The sequence below is a fragment of the Wolbachia endosymbiont (group A) of Volucella inflata genome (assembly GCF_947250665.1).
Classification (GTDB): domain Bacteria; phylum Pseudomonadota; class Alphaproteobacteria; order Rickettsiales; family Anaplasmataceae; genus Wolbachia; species Wolbachia pipientis.
Window position 1 is genome coordinate 403,960 of the sequence record NZ_OX366338.1, and the last position, 21,803, is coordinate 425,762.

Here is a 21,803-nt window from a genome sequence, read left to right on the forward strand (position 1 = left end):
TTAGATCAAACATGGAATTTCGACAAACTTAACTTTTTTGTGAGACTGTTCAGCAATAATAAATAAATTGAGAGGAAAGGTTATGGCAATAAAAAAGGAAAAGTTTTTTGAAATAATAAATGAGGTAAGCAAGAGTGAAGGTTTAAATGAGAATAATTTACTTGAAAGAATAGGGAGTAAGCTAAAAGATGCAGACTCAAAAGTATATAGCACTTGTAACAATTTGAAGATAGATAAGATGTTCAGTATGTTAGATTCAGACAAAATTGTAAGTTATATGTTGGTACATCTTGCTGTGGAATGTAACAGTGTACCAATAGTAAAACTCCTACTAGCAAAGGAAGCAAAAGTTAATGAACCAATATATGAACTTGATGGAGCTAAGTCTCAATTAACTGCTTTGCACATTGCTGCTTTGCATGGTCATCAAGAGATAGTTCAGCTTTTATTGAATAATGACGCAAATCCTTTACTAAAAGATAGTCAAGGCTGAACTCCAAGGGATATTGTCGGCGATGTAGAAGGTAAAAAGGCTATAATAAAAACGTTAGAGGAAGGAGAACAACGTTGTGCTGGTACGAGAAGACAAACTTATAGACAAGGCACTTTACTGCAGCCTAATAATAAAACTCCAGGAAATTTAGCTGTGAACGGAAATAACGTAACTGCTGCAGTGCAAGCATGGAATGCAAGAGATCAGAAAAAGAACAACGGAACTACACTAAACAGCAGAGAAATCTATGTGCAAGATGAGGATGAACAGACTTCTTCAAACTCAATCACTAATGAAAACAATATAAACAAAGTAGGTCATACATTAGAAAGAGAACAAGCTATAAGAGAAAGAGATGCTATGTTGCAAAAGTTGCGAGAGGCAGAGCAACGACTTGCCAATAATCAGAAGCGCATAGAACAAGATTACTTGCACGATCAACATCTAGGCTCTGTGGACAAAAAATATGAAAAGAGAGAAAAAGATGGTAGTTTAGCCTAATAGGTAAAAAATGGAGAAACTACCATATGCAATATTACATCAAAGAGGAAAATTGGAAACAAATTTTAGAGTTCATAAAAAGCGTAAAAGGAATACACAGCAAAGATGAAAAACGTTTAAGAATATTCATAGAGGCAGTGTGGTACATAGTGCGAAGTGGTTGCCAATGGAGACTTTTACCAAAAACTTATGGTAATTACAGGAGTATACATAAGCGATTTAAAAGATGGTGTGAAAGAGATGTCTGGAAAAAATTGCTTGAATATACTAAACAAGAGCCTGATTTAGAAGTTGCTATAATCGACGGTACGATCATCCGAGGCCATCCATGTTCATCTGGATATACAAAAAACTCCAAGGATCAAGAAGCTTTAGGGAGGAGCAAAGGTGGCTTTACAACTAAAATACATGCGCTTGTCGATGCACTTGGAAATCCACTTAAATTTACTCTGACTCCTGGTCAAAGAAATGAAATTACGCAGGCACAAGTGTTGACCGAAAGTATCTATAACTCTACTGTAGTAGCTGACAAGGGCTACGATAGCAATGCCTTTGTTACAAGTCTTGAAGACAAGGGATGTACAGTAGTTATTCCGCCAAAACGGAATCGAAAAGTGCAAAGGTATTACGATGAGCATATCTACAAAGAACGTCATTTGATTGAGTGTTTTTTTGGTAAAATTAAAAATTTTAGGCGCATTTTTTCCAGATTTGATAAAACTGCTGAGGTTTTTATGGGTTTTCTCAATTTTGTTGGAGCTCTTGTATGGCTTCTCTAAAATTTTGTCCACAGAGCCTAGAGCAGTATACTATACATAATGGTGAACAGACCTTTTTAAATAAAAGTAGTAGTGACGACAGTGGAATATGTTTTGATGGAGATGGATCTGAAGCTTTAGGCCAATCTATATTAGAAAATGGAGAAGACATTGATGCACAAGATGAAAATGGATTGACTTTTTTACATCGTGCTGCTGCAAACAACAATGAAGAATCAGTGAAACGTTTGGTAAAATGTGGAGCAAAAATTGATGTACAGGATAAAGATGGATGGACCCCTTTACATTATGCTGCTGCATATGGTTGTGTAGAGATTGCAGAATATCTAGTAGTAAATGCAGCAAATGTTAATGCACAAGACAAAGCTGAGTATACTCCATTATGTTACGCTCTTGCAAATGACAAAAAAGAATCAGCCAACCTTTTGATGAAATATGGAGCAGATCGCTCATTGATAAAGGATGAAGGCCTAATAGATAGACTAAACGGTATGTATGGTCAGCTATCTGAGGCCGTACCTAGTACTTCTTCCCATTCCGAAACATACAATACAACGGAAACTCCAGAAGAAGCAGAAAGGGTTAAAAAACGTAAAGTTAAGTCAAAAGAATTACGTGCTCAACTAAAGGAAGAGAATCAATCACTAAAACGAAAAATACAAGATCTAGAAAGTGAAAAAGCAACGCTTAAGGATAAATTAGACAAAACAAAAACTAAAGAGGTGTTACTAGGTGTACAGTCCCAGAGTGTGATGGTATGATAAAATATGAGAAAAAAATACCATCAAAGGAGGAGTTATGGGACAAATATTACATGGGTGCGCCAAAACAACACAGACGATTCGTAGAGCAATACAAAATAGAAAAGAGAGCATAGCAAAACTCTCCAAGCATTATAACCTTAATCCAAAAACTATTATTAAGTGGAGAAAACGTTCATTTACGAAAGATGCTGATATGGGTCCAAAGCGTCCAAGATCGACTGTTTTAACGCTAGGCTCTGTGGACAAAAAATATGAAAAGAGAGAAAAAGATGGTAGTTTAGCCTAATAGGTAAAAAATGGAGAAACTACCATATGCAATATTACATCAAAGAGGAAAATTGGAAACAAATTTTAGAGTTCATAAAAAGCGTAAAAGGAATGCACAGCAAAGATGAAAAACGTTTAAGAATATTCATAGAGGCAGTGTGGTACATAGTGCGAAGTGGTTGCCAATGGAGACTTTTACCAAAAACTTATGGTAATTACAGGAGTATACATAAGCGATTTAAAAGATGGTGTGAAAGAGATGTCTGGAAAAAATTGCTTGAATATACTAAACAAGAGCCTGATTTAGAAGTTGCTATAATCGACGGTACGATCATCCGAGGCCATCCATGTTCATCTGGATATACAAAAAACTCCAAGGATCAAGAAGCTTTAGGGAGGAGCAAAGGTGGCTTTACAACTAAAATACATGCGCTTGTCGATGCACTTGGAAATCCACTTAAATTTACTCTGACTCCTGGTCAAAGAAATGAAATTACGCAGGCACAAGTGTTGACCGAAAGTATCTATAACTCTACTGTAGTAGCTGACAAGGGCTACGATAGCAATGCCTTTGTTACAAGTCTTGAAGACAAGGGATGTACAGTAGTTATTCCGCCAAAACGGAATCGAAAAGTGCAAAGGTATTACGATGAGCATATCTACAAAGAACGTCATTTGATTGAGTGTTTTTTTGGTAAAATTAAAAATTTTAGGCGCATTTTTTCCAGATTTGATAAAACTGCTGAGGTTTTTATGGGTTTTCTCAATTTTGTTGGAGCTCTTGTATGGCTTCTCTAAAATTTTGTCCACAGAGCCTAGAGCAGTATACTATACATAATGGTGAACAGACCTTTTTAAATAAAAGTAGTAGTGACGACAGTGGAATATGTTTTGATGGAGATGGATCTGAAGCTTTAGGCCAATCTATATTAGAAAATGGAGAAGACATTGATGCACAAGATGAAAATGGATTGACTTTTTTACATCGTGCTGCTGCAAACAACAATGAAGAATCAGTGAAACGTTTGGTAAAATGTGGAGCAAAAATTGATGTACAGGATAAAGATGGATGGACCCCTTTACATTATGCTGCTGCATATGGTTGTGTAGAGATTGCAGAATATCTAGTAGTAAATGCAGCAAATGTTAATGCACAAGACAAAGCTGAGTATACTCCATTATGTTACGCTCTTGCAAATGACAAAAAAGAATCAGCCAACCTTTTGATGAAATATGGAGCAGATCGCTCATTGATAAAGGATGAAGGCCTAATAGATAGACTAAACGGTATGTATGGTCAGCTATCTGAGGCCGTACCTAGTACTTCTTCCCATTCCGAAACATACAATACAACGGAAACTCCAGAAGAAGCAGAAAGGGTTAAAAAACGTAAAGTTAAGTCAAAAGAATTACGTGCTCAACTAAAGGAAGAGAATCAATCACTAAAACGAAAAATACAAGATCTAGAAAGTGAAAAAGCAACGCTTAAGGATAAATTAGACAAAACAAAAACTAAAGAGGTGTTACTAGGTGTACAGTCCCAGAGTGTGATGGTATGATAAAATATGAGAAAAAAATACCATCAAAGGAGGAGTTATGGGACAAATATTACATGGGTGCGCCAAAACAACACAGACGATTCGTAGAGCAATACAAAATAGAAAAGAGAGCATAGCAAAACTCTCCAAGCATTATAACCTTAATCCAAAAACTATTATTAAGTGGAGAAAACGTTCATTTACGAAAGATGCTGATATGGGTCCAAAGCGTCCAAGATCGACTGTTTTAACGCTAGGCTCTGTGGACAAAAAATATGAAAAGAGAGAAAAAGATGGTAGTTTAGCCTAATAGGTAAAAAATGGAGAAACTACCATATGCAATATTACATCAAAGAGGAAAATTGGAAACAAATTTTAGAGTTCATAAAAAGCGTAAAAGGAATGCACAGCAAAGATGAAAAACGTTTAAGAATATTCATAGAGGCAGTGTGGTACATAGTGCGAAGTGGTTGCCAATGGAGACTTTTACCAAAAACTTATGGTAATTACAGGAGTATACATAAGCGATTTAAAAGATGGTGTGAAAGAGATGTCTGGAAAAAATTGCTTGAATATACTAAACAAGAGCCTGATTTAGAAGTTGCTATAATCGACGGTACGATCATCCGAGGCCATCCATGTTCATCTGGATATACAAAAAACTCCAAGGATCAAGAAGCTTTAGGGAGGAGCAAAGGTGGCTTTACAACTAAAATACATGCGCTTGTCGATGCACTTGGAAATCCACTTAAATTTACTCTGACTCCTGGTCAAAGAAATGAAATTACGCAGGCACAAGTGTTGACCGAAAGTATCTATAACTCTACTGTAGTAGCTGACAAGGGCTACGATAGCAATGCCTTTGTTACAAGTCTTGAAGACAAGGGATGTACAGTAGTTATTCCGCCAAAACGGAATCGAAAAGTGCAAAGGTATTACGATGAGCATATCTACAAAGAACGTCATTTGATTGAGTGTTTTTTTGGTAAAATTAAAAATTTTAGGCGCATTTTTTCCAGATTTGATAAAACTGCTGAGGTTTTTATGGGTTTTCTCAATTTTGTTGGAGCTCTTGTATGGCTTCTCTAAAATTTTGTCCACAGAGCCTAGAAGAGGAAGCTATAATAGTTACATTTCGCAAGTATACACTACTGCCACTAGATGATTGCCTTTACGCTCTGCAGTCTACAATTCCGCATTTGACTCGCTCTAGCTTGCATCGTTGTTTACAAAGACACAACATTAGCAGATTACCAACTGTTGATGGAGAAGTTAAGTCAAAAAAGAAATTCAAACAATATCCTATCGGTTACTTTCATATTGATATTGCTGAAGTTAGAACTGAGGAGGGCAAATTACATTTGTTTGTTGCTATTGATAGGACATCCAAATTTACCTATGTTGAGTTGCGTAACAGTGCTACAAAACCCATAGCTGCTGAGTTCTTACGTAATTTGATTAGAATTTTACCGTATAAAATCCATACTATTTTGACAGATAACGGTATACAATTTACAAACCAGAAGCGTCATAAGTATGCTTTCCAACATATATTTGATAGAGTTTGCGAAGAGAATGTTATTGAACATCGTTTGACAAAAGTTAGCCATCCTTGGACGAATGGGCAAGTCGAGCGTATGAATAAAACTTTAAAGGATGCTACAGTTAAGAAGTATTACTATCAATCGCACCAGCAACTTAAAGAACACCTTTATAACTTTGTTATGGCTTATAATTATGCAAAGAGACTCAAAACTCTTAAGGGTCTTACTCCTTATGAATTTATATGTTATCAGTGGACACAGTCTCCAGAATTATTTATACTAAATCCACACCATCACACTCTGGGACCATACACCTAGGAGCACCAAAAGCAATAACAGCTACTGCAAGAAAAATGGCATGCATATTTTATAGTATGCTCAAATACGGACAGAAATATGTAGAAAAAGGAATGGAATACTATGAAACACGCTATAAAGATAGAACTGTAAAAAATTTGATCAAAAAAGCGAGCGAATTTGGCTACATATTAGTTCAACAAGAAGAGTTAGTTGAGTGAGTTTCTTAGGAGATAATAGGCTATACTCACGGCATAGGTGGACCAATGATCACAATAGTGATAATTGGTGCAGCGTTGCTTGCAATATTCGGCAGAATGCCGTGGCCAGCGCTTTTTGCACTCGGTGCATTTACTGCTGTGTTTTTTGGCGCTCCTGTAGTCGTTTCAAAAATCACACCAGGAGGTGTGATTTGTAGAGACGGTGCAGTAGCGAATAAGTAATAGAAATTATAGGAGGCGTAAACGTAGTTTTCTTTACTTGAAAGTGGTAAGTTTTACCACTTTCAGTGTCTATGACTACCTAATAAATTCTCTTTCTGTAATCATATTAGTTAAAGTCTGGATTCCAGCGTCACGCGCTGGAATGACAAGGCTTATCGTCATGCCGCCGCATACCGTCACGGTATCTCTAGATCCCGCTAACAAGCAGCGGGATGACGGTTGTCAGGCTAGCCTGTCATCCGAGTAGCCCCTTTTTTTGTCATCCCAGTGCGTGACACTGGGATCTAGTCTTTATTATGCAGCCACTTATTTAAAGTTAAGTTTTCTGGATCCCAGTGTCAAGCACTGGGATGACATCATCCTTTTTTGGGATTCCAGCGTCACGCGCTGGAATGACATCATAGGGGCACTGGGATCTCATTTCACTCTATAATAGTATCATCCCAGTTCATGTTGCCATAAATATTAAAAAATTTACCAAACAAAAAAAAGGCAAAAGAAGCCCTGTGGTGGTTGGCTATTTACTATGTACTAAAATATCGGCGTTTTTTTTATTCTAAAACGCTTGATTAAGAGCGATTTAGCTGCTTTTAACTTGCAACTAACCTACACCGCAAGTGTTTAAGAAATTTGCTAAGCAGGAAAAAAGGCAAAGAAACCCTAGGGTAGCTAGTATTCACATTCTCCCTTGTCAATTTGACGTTTTTTGCTGTCTTAAACGCTTTATAAGCGCGTTTCAGCTTATATAGGTAGAAACCTAGAAGTTTTATAAAGACATGAGGTGCACATAGTGCAAAAATTAAGCATGATTTACGCCAAATACATTAAGCTTTTTGTCATTAATCCACTGCAGAGATTGCGAAGATAAATAAATAGCTTCAGTTTCATGATAAGGGGACTGGCGAAGTTTGTAAAGTAACTTTTGCATTTAATTTAAAGTAAAAAAAACAGAAATGTTTTGGTTTGAGGTTTAATTGCCGGAATTTACAATTGGGAGTTGCCTGTATGAGCTTTGAAAGAGGTACTATTCATTTGATAATTCAAAAAACTTGAAAGAATAAAGATAGCTATTGAAATTATCTTGATTTACATCAGTTATCCAAGTTTGACATTGAATACTTAACACTTCCTCTATTAACGCCTTTCTGTAATGTTTATCCAGATGAGACATTATATCATCAAGTAGAAGAAGTGGTGCCTTATTGTAATGAATACACCTTGCTTTTACACTGGATAAAATAATAGAAAGCAGTAATAACTTTTGTTCTCCAGTGGAGCACAGATTTATTGGTACGTTTCTTTTTTGACAAAAAACCCGAAAATTATCGTTATGCACACCAAAGGTTACTCTACCAGTCAATGAATCTTTTTCTCTGTTTTCCTTTAGACGATTCTGAAAATATTCTGCAGTATCGTCCAAAGTTAGCTGGCTGCTGAATTTCAAACTTGCCTTCGGAAAAAACTCACTGGAATGGTTATCAATTGTGTCTTGTAGTGTCTTTAAAACAGACGATCGCATACGTAAAATACTAACTGCATTAACGGCCATTATGTTTTCAAGACTAGAGAGCCAATTTTCGTCCAAGGTGTTCTCTCTCAACAGTTTACTTCGCTCACGTTTAGCTTTTCTGTGTTTCATGTAGCAGCAAGTGTAATTTTCCTCAAACAGTGAGACTATACGGTCTAAAAATTTTAATCTGTCACTTGGAGAATTAAGAAGAACATAGTCCATTTGTGGAATCAGCCATATTACATTGGATATCTTATACAAAGATGAATAACTCGATTGCGTTTTTCCATCAATTTGTATTAGTTTCTTATCAAAACTCTTTGCGATACCAATTGAATTAAAATCCATTCCATTAAAAAAATCATAGTGCACTACCCAATCTTCATTACTGAATCTATTTTGTATCTCACTGGCTTTTGCTTTTTTCATTCCATTGCTTTTAGCAAGCAACGAGATTGCTTCAAGTATATTAGTTTTACCAATACCGTTTTTGCCAGTTATTACAACTGAGCTATCATCTGAATCCAGTTCAAAGTTTGAGTGGCTACGAAAATTATGTAATTTCAGCTTTTTTATGTAGCAATGGGTAGCCATTAACCTATTCTTTAGTTTATATTCTCTTTACTTCTTCCAGAACCTCATCAACATGTCCACTAACTTTTACATTTTTCCAGATCTTCACTATTTTACCTTTTTTATCTATTAAAAAAGTAGTGCGTTCTATTCCCATATACTTTTTGCCAAACATACTTTTCTCTACCCAAACACCATATTTTCCCAACATTTCAGCATTCTCATCAGAAACTAAAGAAAACGGCAGAGAATATTTTGCTTTGAAGTTAGCGTGGCACTTAACACTATCTTTTGATACACCAATTATCACTGTGTCAAGGGAAGAAAAATCATCTATTTTATCTCTAAAGCCTTTTGCTTCCATCGTACAACCCGGAGTATCGTCTTTAGGATAAAAATAGAGAACTACATTTTTTTTATCAAAAAATTCACTCAGTGATAAATTTTCACCAGAATCTGTTGGTAAGCTAAAATCAGGTGCATTATTTCCTACTACTAACTCCATATCTTGCTCCATTAATAACACTTCTATCTATAGTAGTATATTGTAGTCAGAGTATCAAATTTTATATATAGCTAACACAGATAAGATTCTTGACAGGGGGCTTATTGATAACTGCCTTCTCGGCTTGCCGCTTTTGATAAAGTGTGGTTTTCAAGACCATATCAATAGATCCTATTAAAAATCAATCGAATCTTCACATGTTTGTTCTTCATAAAAGAAGTTCAATGTTATCGTAGTACCAAGTTTTGCTTCACTTTTAATGTCAAAAGTTCCACCCATTAACTCTACTAATTTCTTGCTTAGCGGCAATCCGATGCCCGTACCTTCGTTTCTATACCCCGAATCTGCTTGGCCAAAAACAGACATAACTTTATATATGTCCTGCTGCATTATTCCTATTCCATTGTCATGAAACTCAATAGTTAATAAGTTTTTTTCTATATTTTCTTTTATCACCATTCTTATTAAACCATCTTTGGGAGTAAACTTGATTGAGTTTGATAATAAATTTATTATAACTTGTTTCATTCTCTTGGGATCTGCAATGACTAATAATTGTTTATTAGTCATCTCTTTTTTTAAATTAATCCCGGCTTCTTTTAATTTAGGTAATAGCATATTTACGCATGAATCCATTATTTTGTTCAGGTTAAACTTCACTTTTTCTACTGTTAAACTACTTGATTCAGCTTTAGAAAAATCGAGCACATCATTAATTAAGGTAAGTAAGTGTGTTCCTGCATTATATATATCGTCTGCATACTCCTTGTATTGAGAATTATCCATTGAACCTAAAGTTTTATTTTTGATCAACTCCGCAAATCCAATAATAGCATTAAGAGGTGTGCGTAATTCATGTGTAACGCTTGCAAAAAACTTTAGCTTGTTTGCATTTTCTTGCTCTAATGTCTCTTTTATCTGCTGTAATTCAATGTTAGTTTTATGTTGCTTGGCTAGCATTTGGGTATTAGAAAAGTGCAAATAGAACATTATTAATATTAAGATTATTAATAATAGGCCCAAAAATGTTAAAAACAGGCCATATGCTATAACATAAGAATTATTGTAGTTTCGAAGAATCTTCAAAAAAAACGACGGTTTAACGCTATTTTCATGGAATATAGGGAAAATAGAAGTTGATGTATTTCCTGTAGTATAAAATATTTCTTGGTTACTTAATAGTTTATCAATTTCATCGTTTGTAAGTAACTGTTCATAATCATAATCTTGAGTGTTAAAATTACTGAATATTATTCTGCCGTTTTGATCATACAGTATTAAGCTGAAATCCTTTACTTTGCTCACTGATTGTAATAATTCAGCACGTAGTTTTACTAGTTGGTTTATGTAGTCAAAATTTTTGTATTTAATGTGATGCTTTTCTATTAGTAAATAATGGTATTTTTTTATTATGCCATTTTCCAGTACGCTTTTTAAGTTTACACTTGAATCACGGTAAGAAGAAAGGAAATTACTCCTTAGTAAATGATTACAATATATCACACTGAATAAAATCATAAAGATCGATGAGAGTAATACAATAACTTTTGTGTATTTGTTTTTCTTCAACGCAAAAAACATCAATTTACCTAGCTTATACATATCCTTCTTATTGTGAAACAACGGTTTTTATGTTATTAATAATAAAATTTAGCATATAATATTTTATGACAATTTCTCCTATTTTGCCAGTTTATTCTCCTGTTAATATAAATTTTTCTCATGGCAAAGGTATCTACCTATATGATGTTGATGGTGAGCGCTACGTAGATTTTCACTCCGGAATAGCCGTTAGTAGCTTAGGTCACACTAATTCGCGATTAATTAGTGCTCTTAAATTGCAAGGAGAAAAATTATGGCATATATCAAATACCTATAATATACCTGCTGCCAATAATTTTGCAGAAAAATTAATAAACAACAGTTTCGCTGACACTGTATTTTTCTCAAATTCTGGATCAGAGGCAGTAGAATGTGGGCTTAAGATTGCTAGGATCTATCAAAATGGAAAAGGCAATAAAAATCGTCACAGAATTTTAACATTTCATGGTGCATTTCATGGAAGAACCTTTTTAACTTGTGCTACAAACGATAAACAGAAATTTTCTGAATTACTAAATCCCTACATTGATTGGTGTGATAACATCGAGCCCAATATTGAGAGCGTAAAGAAAGCAATTTCAAGTGGTATAGGCGTTATATTAATAGAACCAATACAAGGGCAAGGTGGTATCAAAGTAATGAATGAAGTCTTTATGAAAGAACTAAGAAGGCTGTGTGATGAAAATGACATATTGTTATTTTTTGATTGCGTGCAATGCGGTGCTGGTAGGACAGGAAAATTATTTGCATACGAACATATAGGAGTGGAACCTGATATATGTGCTCTTGCAAAGGGAATAGGCGGCGGGTTTCCGCTAGGGGCTTGTCTTGCGACTGAAAATGCTGCTAAATACATGGCAGTTGGTATGCACGGTTCCACTTTTGGTGGCAATCCGCTTGCAACCTCAGTAGGTAATGCTGTACTCGAAGAATTGCTCAGCCCCGGCTTTTTGAAAAATGTTGAAATTAGAGGTAAATACTTAAAAAATAAACTAGAAGACTTAGCAAGTAAATTTTCAATAATAGAAGAAGTGAGAGGGAAAGGGTTAATGCTTGGAATAAAGGTGAAAGCAAACAATAAAAAGTTCGCAGAAGAATTAAGTCACCGCGGCTTGCTGACTGTTGGGGTAACATCAGATAACGTTGTGAGAATTTTACCTCCAATAATTATTACTGAAAAAGAGATTGATGAAGGAATTGAGATTCTTAGACAATACTTATCTGAGAAATCTTCTGATTAGATACTTGCATTAATATGAACGACAATCTGGTATGCCTCGGAATTATTACCTCTCCCCACGGAATTAAAGGGGCTGTTAAAGTAAAAACTTTCACCGAAAAGCCCGAAAATATCTCCTTATATGGTGAGCTAATAAGTGGTGATGAGAATTATAAAATAGACTCAGTATCCGTCATAGGTGATAATTTAGTAATAGCTACAATAAACGGAGTAAATTCCCGTAATGAAGCAGAGCTTTTGAGGAATAAGAAGCTATATATAGAAAGAAGCAAGTTACCAGAGCTAAATGATGAGGATGAATTTTACCAAAGTGACCTTGTAGATATGGAAGTAAGGCTGAAAAGTAATGAATTATATGGCTATGTAAAATCTGTGTATAATTTCGGCTCAGGGGATATATTAGAAATTTTAGTTATCAGCACAAAAAAACGCATTATGCTATCTTTCACTAAAGAGATATTTTCACATATAAATATAAAGGGGAGGTGTATAGTATTAAATATGCCAGAATTTATTGACTAATAAAGACTTTGATATTTATATAAAGCTATTTATAATTGTAAGATCAAACTGAAAATGTAATTATGGCAGAAAGAGCTAACGATATCAGACCAGGTCAGGTGTTGGAACATAACGGCGGATTATTTTTGGTTGTAGGTATTATGCATACTCAACCTGGTAAAGGTGGTGCATACATACAAGCTGAAATGAAAAATATTAAGACCGGAGCAAAACACTATGAAAGATTTCGCTCTGATGCAACAATCAGAAGGGCAATTTTAGATGAAGAGGAATATGTTTACCTTTTCACTGAAGGAAACATTGTAAATCTTATGCATCCAAGTAATTACGAGCAAATCACTATAAATTTGGACTTATTGGGAGAAAAAAAAATTTATTTACAGGATAACATGAAAATTAAAGTTGTAGCTTATCAAGACAAAATAATTTCTGCGCATGTGCCTGATTATGTTACACTTGCTGTGAAAGAAACAGAGTCTGTTATTAAAGGACAAACTGCTACTGCTTCTTATAAGCCTGCAATTTTGGAAAACGGAATGCGCGTTAACGTGCCTCAATTTATAAAAGAAGAGGATAAAATTGTAGTATATACTCCAGGTGACAGCTATTATGAAAGAGTGAAAGAGTAAAAGGAAGAATGTCCCTCTCATCACCACGAATTAATGTGATGCTTGATTCTGTGCGTAATGCTTCCAAGCAGCTTATGCGCGATTTTAATGAATTGCAAATTTCTAATGTTAAATCAGCAGACTTTATTAATAAAACTTATTCAAAATCCAAGCAAACCATATACGATTGCTTGCACGACTACAAACGAGACTATGGTTTTATTTTTGAAGATGATACTGATCAAGAAGTAAAAGATAACACTTATACCTGGTTTATTATGCCTATAGAGGGCAGGGAGAACTTTTCTAGTTGCATGGTTTATTTTGCAGTATCAGTCTGTCTCATTCATAAAAATAAAGTTGTGGCAGCTGTAATTGATGCTCCGGCTCTTAGAGAAACTTTTTGGGCAGAAGAAAAGAAAGGTGCTTTTCTTGAGGATTTTAGATCTCGTCATGTAAAAATGCGAGTGAAAAGCCGTGAAGAGGGTCTAATAGATGTAAGTGGTAATTTGTTAAATAAATTGCTGCCTGGCAATAGTAATGTACGCTCCATAGGTTCAACAATTTTAGGCTTTGCATACCTTGCGGCAGGAAGGCACAGTGGAATAATTTACTCTGGAATTAATCAATATAAGGCTTTACTCGGTAAGCTTTTCCTGCAAGAAAGCGGTGGAAGGTTAACAGAAAATAATGGGTTAATTATTGCTGATGATATTGCAAACAGGCTACAGAAATAGACAGCTTTTCGAAAACTTTTACAAGAGACTCTGTTAAATGTTCTATCATTTCATCGGTATGATAAGGTGTAGGGGTAATACGGAAACGCTCAGTTCCTCTTGGAACTGTCGGGTAATTTATATGTTGAACATATATTCCATACTCATCAAATAATAATTTTGATGCTTTTTTGGATAACTCTGAGTTGCCAATTATTATTGGAATTATATGAGTTTCTGTTGGAATGAAGTTAATTCCTGCATTTCTCAGTGAGTTTTTTACTTTTTCAACGACTTGCTTTTGCTTTTCCCTTTCAATGTTACTCGATTTTAGGTGCTCAACGCTTGCCTTTGCTGCCGCTGCTAAAACAGGCGACATAGCAGTGGTGAAAATAAATCCTGGAGCGGAACTTCTTATTACATCTACCAAGCTCTTTGAAGACGCTATATACCCACCCATCACTCCAAAAGCCTTCGATAGTGTACCTTGAATAACGGTTATTCTATCCATCAGACCTTCTCTTTCTGCAATTCCGCCACCATGTGAACCATACATGCCAACTGCGTGCACCTCATCCAAATAGGTAATTGCATTATGTTGATCTGCAAGATCACATATCGCTTCAAGCGGCGCTATATCGCCATCCATTGAATATACGGATTCAAGTGCTATTATCTTTGGTGTTTTTGTGTCTACGGACTTTAACAACTGCTCTAAGTGATCAACATCATTATGTCTAAATATATGTTTTGGTCTTTTTCCTGATTTTATGCCTTCTATCATCGAAGAATGGTTCTTCTCGTCTGAAAAAATTACTACGCCAGGAATAACAGACGATAAAGTGCTAAGTGTTGTCTGGTTAGCGAGGTAGCCACAAGCAAAAGTTAAAGCAGCCTCTTTTTTATGCAAACAAGCTAAGGATTTTTCAAGTTCGACAACCTCTTTTGTTGTACCAGATATATTTCTCGTTCCTCCTGCTCCAACTGATGAATTTTGAATGGCGGCAATAACTTTCTCGTTTTGTGACATTCCTAAGTAGTTATTACTGCACCAGACGATTACTTCCCTATTTCTTTCATAGTCCATAATGTGGGGGAGCCTACCTGGCAATGACGCAAAGTGCGTAAATTCACGGTAGCGCCCCTCATCTTTTATATCTTTTATTTTATTCAAGAATATTTCTTCGTAGTTTACCAAGTCCTTATTTACCGATAATTAACATAATTATAATAAATTATTAAATGGTAAACTACTATATTTATTATACATGTACGGCAGTAGGTACTTTCCCCGTGTTGAAAGATTTTTCAACCTCGTTGTTTTCAACTTGGCTTTTAGGTGTACAGTAGTATATAATTGTAGCGGCAACCAGACAACAAGCTCCAACACCTGCTGTTATTCCTGCTACCAGCAGACTAGCACCAAAAGCAAAATATGCAACCGGTGTAGCAACTCCTGCAAGTACTCCAGCTACTGCTAACGTCCATGTAACTACGGTAGGCAACTTACTACTTTTTGTACTTTGTGGACTGTTGCTACTTTTTAGCGTAGAATCCCCTTTATTTGTTTTATCTAGCAAAGGTTCTTTTTCATCAGTTACATCCTCAATTAAAGAATCTTCGCTAACAACTGAAGAGTCTTCACTATACTCATCATCTGTTATATCTAGTGAAGACGTATTATCCTCAATAGAAACTTCACTACGCAAAACACCAGTAATTGAAGAGACTTTATCATCTACAAACCTTTGCGGCGAAGACAAATCAAACGATGATAAAGGTGGTAGTGAATTTTGTTGATTACTTTCAGTTACTACAGGCTCTTTAGTTATAGGCTTACTGTTAACATCTGAAGAAGCATTAGCAATATTGCTTGGATTAGTAGACTGCTTGCCGTTGATTTGAACATTATCCGCTTGTCCAGAGCTTTCACTAGTTACTGGAGGCACTGGTGCAGCAGGAACGTTTTTCGGAACCACCTGTGTGGTAGGTATTGAAGATCTTGTCGCTGTAGCCGTCGGTGTACTGTTGCTAGGTTGAACATGAATATTATTTTGTGATACATGCACAGTAGGTGGAACAGATGGAGAAATTGGCTCTTCTAGCTGCTTGGTGGTGGTTTGAGCATCATTCACCTGCTCAGATTTGTTGTTAGCTACTGAAGGCTGTGGACTATTGAGCGTAGCAGAGCTTTCACTAGTTACTGGAGGCACTGATGTTGGCACTTGGCCCGGTATTGATGTTAGTATCGGATTCGGCGTTGGCACTGGCGTAGGTGTTAGAGTTGGATCTTTCTCTGAAAATAGCCTATAATCGTCAATATCATCATGTGTCTCAATAGCATTGCGAGTTCTATCATTAAGTGCACCATTCTTATACGAATCTGTAAGTACTTTTACTATATTTTGCAATCCTTCTGAACCTGCTTTGTTGATCGTATTCAAATTAAGGGTAATGTAACCATTAGAGATAGGAAGTTGGATTTCTGATATTCCATTGCGAAGAAACTCCTGTACCACAAGCTTAAGCGAAGTAAAACCCTCTCTACCATGCTTGTTGAAAATTTCAATGACATTGCGGAAAGCAAGCTGTTGACTACTTAAAACTGCAGATTGCAAATTCTGTGTATTTCCCATTTCGGTAATAGGGTTAAGACTTCCACTTTGAAGAACAAGAGCGTCCTGTGTACTTAAACTTTCAATATCATCCGTTTGTTCTGGAACTGGAGTCTCAGAAACTTCTTGTTGCTCTTGAGTATTAGAAGGCTGTGCCTTAAGTCCTGCACTTTCTTCTGGTACATGCTCAGTAGGCTGAACAGAAGCTTGTTTTTTCTCATCACTCTCAACACCTGTATTGCTAGGCTTGCTGTCAACTACTAAAGTTTTTGGTTGTGTATTTTGTATAGCAGCATCTCCTTGGTGCTCTTTAAACACGGTTTTATCATGCTCACTATCATTTGGCTGTCTTGTTGTAATTACTACAAGCTCTTCTTCGTTAACTATATCCTGAATTGGAGAACTGCTACCAGAACCTGAAGGACTGTCACCACGCTTATCATCACTATCGCCAGTAACATCTTCATCACTCACAGAATTCTGTAGTAAAAGTGGTTGTGTATCTTGATCACCTTCAAGCTGGAAACTATTCTCACTTGAAGAAGCATTAGGCGTTTCAGGTGTAGTTAGTTGAAAAGGTGGTACAGTATTGCTTAGATCACTAGGCTGCTTGCCATTGATTTGAGCACCATTTTTCTTATTTTTTTGTTTGCCTTTTCTATCCATTTTATTCCTCCTATAATCATTACCTATAGCTTCTTCTATTGAAGCCTCTTCATTGTTCATAATATTTTCTCGTCTGTCCACATTTTCTTGTGGTTGTTGACTGCCAGACTTTTCAAGTCCTGGATTTTCTGATAGAATGTCACTTGTTATAACTGGAATTTCTAATTCATCTGCAACATTATTACTTCCTTTTCGTATTATAAAAGTTCCAGGAGTTTGGTACATTTCATCCCACAAATCTTGACGTTTATGACAGGGATATTCTTGCACATCAATAGAAAATTGCAGAATATTTCTAATTTGCATTAAACTGAATATTAGATCAATATTCTTTTGACGTTTATTGTCTTTTGGATCTTTAGTGTATTCATCATATGCTATGTAAGCAGTCTGAGCTAATCCATTTACAATACCTGGCAAGTAGCTGTAATTATATTCACGTAAAGCTTCAGATTGCAATAATTTGTTTTCCTTTTCCAGATCTTCTATGCGCTTTTCTATGCTAGATTTAAAAATCTTACACTCCTCTTGAAAAATTACGTTAATTGCACCCTCTTCTGTGTATAAGTAACATACTTCCTTGACTAAGGAGCAATCTTCTTGGCCTATTGAGTAGTGTGTTGCATTTTTCAGTATATTTTGTATGACCTGCCTAATCACTTGCTCATTATGTGATGCGTTTTGATGGATTTCTTTAGTGTAAAAAAGCACCTCGACTATAACGTCTGTGTTTGTGTTTTTAACATTAGACAATGCAACTAGAGTTGATTTGCATGTGTTATCAAATTCGTTATTTTTAAGTTTATGATCAAGATAATTAATCACATTGTTGCTGCATTCAGCACATTTTTCACACAAGTGCTCGATAAATGCAATATTGCCAGCATCCAATGCAGTTTTCAGAATTAAATCATAAATTTCTTTTCTGCCACGAGCTCCTATGTTTTTCAGGATTTGTTGCCTTAGTATTGTAATAACTTTATCATCTGCAAATGCTTGTTCATATACACCGTAAATGGCATGATCTGTGCTATTAGTGTATCGTTTGCACAAATATTCAACGACAGATATGTGTTCTTGACTTATCGCAGTTTCTAACAAGGTAGCAAAGCTCTTTTTTAATAACTCTTCTGTTGAGGCTTTTTTAGTTAGCTCATTAATATATCCTTCAAATGCATCTAGCACTATCGTGATGAACTCTTCATTTTTGATCAGAGACGCTGTTTCAAGGACACCATACAAAGGATCAGGTTTACTTGTTTTTAACACCTGTCCAAAATCTCTTAAAACGTATTCGACAAAAACTGCATTTAATAATTCTTGCTCTTTTCTTAATGCTATAACTGAGAAAAAGCCAATCTTATTGGATTGGCCAAGTTGTATGGATTGATCTTTTAATTTATCATAAATCCCATCAGTATCATGGAATCTTCCTATAAAAGCTTTAACGTATTCTTGACCACCAACAAGTAAAGGTAAAAGACTCAAATTTTCTTCAATAAAAAGTATGTCCTGATATCGTTCTGTCAGCTTGTCATTAGCTGCAATTGCCAATAGTACCAATTCTTTTACTGAATAATCATACTTGAACTCCTCTTGATCAAATTTATACTGTGATAGTACATTTGAGTATATATGTTGATGATCGCTTCTATCTTGTAAATCTAAGTTAAGTTGTTGCTCACAAAAACTCTTTAAATTTACATTATCCAGCGTAATAGACCTGCCTTCATAATCTTCAATATCTTGTACAATCTCATCTAATTTTTCACAATTATCTTCCTGTGCTTGATTTAAGATATTTGTTATTTCAGCGAAAGTTAAACTTTTAGGAATGATATCATATAAATCTTCATCTTTTAATTCTACGGTAAGCGACCTATCACAACCATCAGGAAAGTTTGCAAGTATTTCATTTTCTAAGCTTAGATCCTTAGCATATGAAATATTTGGTATCTCTTGATTTTCATTACCTAAAACTTCAGACTCATCTTGACTCTCATTACCTGAATCCCCGGAATGGCGGCGCTCCTTAATTTCTTCTTGCCCTAAAATCTCAAATTCTTCTTCAGTACCTGAGTCCCTAGAATCCGATTTTTTTAAAATTTTACTTGACTGACTCTGCCCCTGTGATACAAAGTCTCTAAAATCTGGACCAAAGATGTTTTACCCCTAATTAATAACTAAGCTAAGCATAGCATTAAACAGAAATCTTGCCAAGCAAATTATTCAGTCTCTTAGCAAACAGGCTTGCATTGTCCATCTCTTCACCTTCCACTATACAAGCTTGGTAAAACAATAAATGAATCATGTCTTCCAATGTTGGGTTTTCACCATTTTCAGCGTGAGATTTCATTATATTTTTTATTACAGGATGTTTAGTGTTGATTTCCAGCACCTTTGGCGTGCAGTAGTTTAGCTGCTTTTGTTCACGCAAAAAACGTTCCATGCGAAGATCCATAGCACCTTCATCAACCGCTAAACACACAGGACTGTCCGTCAACTTTTTAGAGATCTTTACGCTTTTTACTGAATCTCCGAGCACTGTAGTAAAATATTGCAATATAGTTTCCTCAGTTTTTTCTTCATTCGATTTTTTTTCTTCATTTTTCTTATCTTCTTCTGAAGAGAATTTTTCCAAATCAACATCAGCGCGAGTCACAGACTTAAACTTTTGATCTTTATATTCATGAATTACACTAGTCCAGAAATCATCCACTGGATCAACGAACAGAAGAACCTCCAGCCCTTTACTGACGAACCCCTCAAGTTGCGGACTGTTTTTCACTGAATCGAGGCTATTTCCGGTGAGATAATAGATATGTTCCTGCTCAGGCTTCATTCTGCTTATATAATCATCAATGCTGATCAACTTCTCATCACTGGTGCTATTAAATCTGCAAATTGATAGCAGCGCTTCTCTCTCATCAGTTGGCATAGCTTCACAAAGACCTTCCTTTAAAACTGCACCAAAATTGGTCCAGAATTTTGTATATTCCTCTAAATTCTCTTTTGCTTTTTTACCGAGCTCTGATATCACACGCTTAGTGAGAGATTTTCTGATCTGCTCAACAACACAATTATTCTGCAGCGTTTCTCTGCTGATATTAAGAGGCAAATCCGGTGAATCAACCACACCTTTCAGAAAACGCAAGTATTGTGGTATGATCTGTACGTTATCTTCAGTAATAAATACCTTGTTTACATATAACTTCACAGAGCAACGTCTATCTGGATGAAATAAATCAAAAGGTTTAATAGAGGGAACATAAAGCAAATTCGTATATTCTATTGCACCTTCATTTTTATTATACAATATCATCCAAGGTTCACCACCAACATGCGCAACACTGCGGAAAAAATCGTTGTGCTCCTCCTGAGTAACGTCATTTTTTGGCTTAGTCCAAATTGCAGCCTTACTGTTTAACTTTTCACTTTTTCCTTCTTCATCTATGAATTCAACAGGAAAATTTATATGATCAGAGTAAGTAGTGACAATGTTTTCAACACGAAATTTATCTAAAAACTCATTTTCTTCAGGATGCATAATGAGTGTAATTTTGGTTCCGCGAGGGACTTGATTATCTGATTTACTTATTGAATATTCTCCATCTCCCTTGGATTTCCAGACCCAAGACTCCTCCTCTCCAGCTTTTCTTGATTCTACTATTACTTCCGATGCAACCATAAAGCTTGAATAAAAACCAACACCAAACTTACCTATCAGCTCTACAGTTTGACTTGAATCTTTATTATTCTTGATCGCATCTAAGAACTTTTGCGTACCAGAGCTTGCAATTGTACCAAGGTTATCTATTAAATCTTGTCTGTTCATTCCGATGCCATTATCAGTGATATATAGCTCGTTCTTATCTTTATTGGAGCTAATAGTGATTTTTAATTCATCACTCAAATCTAGCAAATTAGGATTTAGTTGAGATTCATAACGCAATTTATCACATGCATCCGATGCATTTGATATTAATTCACGCAGAAAAATATCTTTATTAGTATAAAGTGAATGAATCACTATATTCAGTACTTTCCCTACCTCAGCATCAAATTTTAAATTTTCAGTTTCTTGTACATTATGCATTTTGAGCTCCATTATTTGCCTACTACCCTAATAATTTAAGTATTGAATCACGATCTTTCAAGGTCACGTACACCAAAATTAATGTGGGTGTAGTTATTATGACACCCAATTTATGGGATCTCTTGCATAACAAACTTTTGGCAGCGCATTGGATGAAACGAAAAAATTACTTTACAAGCTTCGCCAGCCCCCTTATCATTGTACTGAAGCTATTTATTTATCTTCGCAATCTCTGCAGTGGATTAATGACAAAAAAACTTAATATATTTGGCGTAAATCATGCTTAATTTTTTGCACTATGTGCACCTCATGTCTTTATCAAATTTCTAGCTACACAAGCTGAAATACGCTATTTAAAACATCAAAAAACGCCAACTTAAAAAATGGATAGTGAATAATTAGCTACCCTAGGGTTTCTTTGCGTTTTTTTAAGTCTTAAACGCTGCAATTTAGCTGCTTTTAAGTGCAACTAACCTTAGCTTAAATGTTTAAGAAATTTACTAAGCAGAAAAAAAGGCAAAAGA

The 21,803-nt window shown here is 35.5% G+C and carries 17 protein-coding genes and 5 pseudogenes; 16 read left to right on the forward strand and 6 right to left on the reverse strand.

What is annotated here, in order from left to right; translation table 11 throughout:
• Nucleotides 1-82: 82 nt before the first annotated feature.
• The 12 genes and pseudogenes from OOK85_RS02100 to OOK85_RS02155 form a co-directional block, all read left to right on the forward strand.
• Nucleotides 83-493 (forward strand): ankyrin repeat domain-containing protein, encoded by a 411-nt coding sequence (locus OOK85_RS02100; protein ID WP_264703737.1) that lies wholly within the window; start codon nucleotides 83-85, stop codon nucleotides 491-493.
• 180 nt (nucleotides 494-673) lie between these two features.
• Nucleotides 674-994: a hypothetical protein gene (locus OOK85_RS02105; RefSeq protein ID WP_264703738.1), complete on the forward strand. Its 321-nt coding sequence runs from the start codon at nucleotides 674-676 to the stop codon at nucleotides 992-994.
• Between the two features lie 26 nt (nucleotides 995-1,020).
• Complete coding sequence (locus OOK85_RS02110) at nucleotides 1,021-1,773, forward strand: IS5 family transposase (RefSeq protein WP_264703740.1); 753 nt, start codon at nucleotides 1,021-1,023, stop codon at nucleotides 1,771-1,773.
• A complete protein-coding gene (locus OOK85_RS02115) occupies nucleotides 1,761-2,534 on the forward strand; it encodes an ankyrin repeat domain-containing protein (RefSeq protein ID WP_264703742.1) in 774 nt (257 codons plus the stop codon). Before OOK85_RS02110 ends, OOK85_RS02115 begins: the two co-directional genes overlap by 13 nt.
• A 37-nt stretch (nucleotides 2,535-2,571) precedes the next feature.
• Nucleotides 2,572-2,769: pseudogene (locus tag OOK85_RS02120) on the forward strand (IS481 family transposase); the annotation flags it as partial.
• Nucleotides 2,770-2,849: 80 nt separating this feature from the next.
• Nucleotides 2,850-3,602 carry an IS5 family transposase gene (locus OOK85_RS02125; RefSeq protein ID WP_264702164.1) on the forward strand — a complete coding sequence of 251 codons (753 nt, stop codon included), beginning with the start codon at nucleotides 2,850-2,852 and terminating at the stop codon, nucleotides 3,600-3,602.
• Entirely contained in the window at nucleotides 3,590-4,363 is a 774-nt protein-coding gene (locus OOK85_RS02130) for an ankyrin repeat domain-containing protein (protein WP_264703742.1), read from the forward strand. Before OOK85_RS02125 ends, OOK85_RS02130 begins: the two co-directional genes overlap by 13 nt.
• A 37-nt stretch (nucleotides 4,364-4,400) precedes the next feature.
• Nucleotides 4,401-4,598: pseudogene (locus OOK85_RS02135) on the forward strand (IS481 family transposase); the annotation flags it as partial.
• An 80-nt stretch (nucleotides 4,599-4,678) separates the two neighbouring features.
• Nucleotides 4,679-5,431 carry an IS5 family transposase gene (locus tag OOK85_RS02140; protein WP_264702164.1) on the forward strand — a complete coding sequence of 251 codons (753 nt, stop codon included), beginning with the start codon at nucleotides 4,679-4,681 and terminating at the stop codon, nucleotides 5,429-5,431.
• Between the two features lie 14 nt (nucleotides 5,432-5,445).
• Nucleotides 5,446-6,204: pseudogene (locus OOK85_RS02145) on the forward strand (IS481 family transposase); the annotation flags it as partial.
• A pseudogene (locus tag OOK85_RS02150) lies at nucleotides 6,201-6,404 on the forward strand (IS110 family transposase); the annotation flags it as partial. The pseudogenes OOK85_RS02145 and OOK85_RS02150, both read left to right, overlap by 4 nt.
• Before the next feature lie 9 nt (nucleotides 6,405-6,413).
• Nucleotides 6,414-6,626 (forward strand): annotated as a pseudogene (locus tag OOK85_RS02155) (TrbC/VirB2 family protein); the annotation flags it as partial.
• A gap of 1,024 nt (nucleotides 6,627-7,650) precedes the next feature.
• Here the strand turns inward: OOK85_RS02155 and recF are convergent.
• From recF to OOK85_RS02170, 3 genes are all read right to left on the reverse strand, one after another.
• Nucleotides 7,651-8,730 (reverse strand): DNA replication/repair protein RecF, encoded by a 1,080-nt coding sequence (gene recF, locus OOK85_RS02160; protein ID WP_264703745.1) that lies wholly within the window; start codon nucleotides 8,728-8,730, stop codon nucleotides 7,651-7,653.
• A gap of 16 nt (nucleotides 8,731-8,746) precedes the next feature.
• Nucleotides 8,747-9,214: a thioredoxin-dependent thiol peroxidase gene (bcp, locus tag OOK85_RS02165; protein ID WP_264703747.1), complete on the reverse strand. Its 468-nt coding sequence runs from the start codon at nucleotides 9,212-9,214 to the stop codon at nucleotides 8,747-8,749.
• Nucleotides 9,215-9,388: 174 nt separating this feature from the next.
• On the reverse strand, nucleotides 9,389-10,816 hold the full coding sequence (locus OOK85_RS02170) for an ATP-binding protein (protein ID WP_264703749.1): 1,428 nt from the start codon (nucleotides 10,814-10,816) through the stop codon (nucleotides 9,389-9,391).
• A gap of 65 nt (nucleotides 10,817-10,881) precedes the next feature.
• Between OOK85_RS02170 and OOK85_RS02175 the strand changes: the two genes are divergently transcribed.
• The 4 genes from OOK85_RS02175 (at nucleotide 10,882) to OOK85_RS02190 (ending at nucleotide 13,923) form a co-directional block, all read left to right on the forward strand.
• Nucleotides 10,882-12,057, forward strand: coding sequence for an aspartate aminotransferase family protein (locus OOK85_RS02175; RefSeq protein WP_264703752.1), 1,176 nt, complete (start codon nucleotides 10,882-10,884; stop codon nucleotides 12,055-12,057).
• Between the two features lie 14 nt (nucleotides 12,058-12,071).
• Nucleotides 12,072-12,578 (forward strand): ribosome maturation factor RimM, encoded by a 507-nt coding sequence (gene rimM, locus OOK85_RS02180; protein ID WP_264703754.1) that lies wholly within the window; start codon nucleotides 12,072-12,074, stop codon nucleotides 12,576-12,578.
• A gap of 62 nt (nucleotides 12,579-12,640) precedes the next feature.
• Nucleotides 12,641-13,207, forward strand: coding sequence for an elongation factor P (gene efp / locus OOK85_RS02185; RefSeq protein ID WP_006279719.1), 567 nt, complete (start codon nucleotides 12,641-12,643; stop codon nucleotides 13,205-13,207).
• Between the two features lie 8 nt (nucleotides 13,208-13,215).
• Entirely contained in the window at nucleotides 13,216-13,923 is a 708-nt protein-coding gene (locus tag OOK85_RS02190) for an inositol monophosphatase family protein (RefSeq protein ID WP_264703760.1), read from the forward strand.
• Here the strand turns inward: OOK85_RS02190 and hemA are convergent.
• The 3 genes from hemA to htpG form a co-directional block, all read right to left on the reverse strand.
• Nucleotides 13,886-15,100 (reverse strand): 5-aminolevulinate synthase, encoded by a 1,215-nt coding sequence (gene hemA / locus OOK85_RS02195; RefSeq protein WP_264703762.1) that lies wholly within the window; start codon nucleotides 15,098-15,100, stop codon nucleotides 13,886-13,888. The genes OOK85_RS02190 and hemA overlap by 38 nt on opposite strands.
• Nucleotides 15,101-15,164: 64 nt before the next feature.
• The gene (locus OOK85_RS02200; RefSeq protein WP_458694284.1) at nucleotides 15,165-19,346 is read right to left on the reverse strand and encodes a host RNA manipulator TomO; all 4,182 of its coding nucleotides are present in this window, start codon (nucleotides 19,344-19,346) and stop codon (nucleotides 15,165-15,167) included.
• Nucleotides 19,347-19,383: 37 nt separating this feature from the next.
• Complete coding sequence (htpG, locus tag OOK85_RS02205; RefSeq protein WP_264704130.1) at nucleotides 19,384-21,279, reverse strand: molecular chaperone HtpG; 1,896 nt, start codon at nucleotides 21,277-21,279, stop codon at nucleotides 19,384-19,386.
• Between the last annotated feature and the right edge of the window lie 524 nt (nucleotides 21,280-21,803).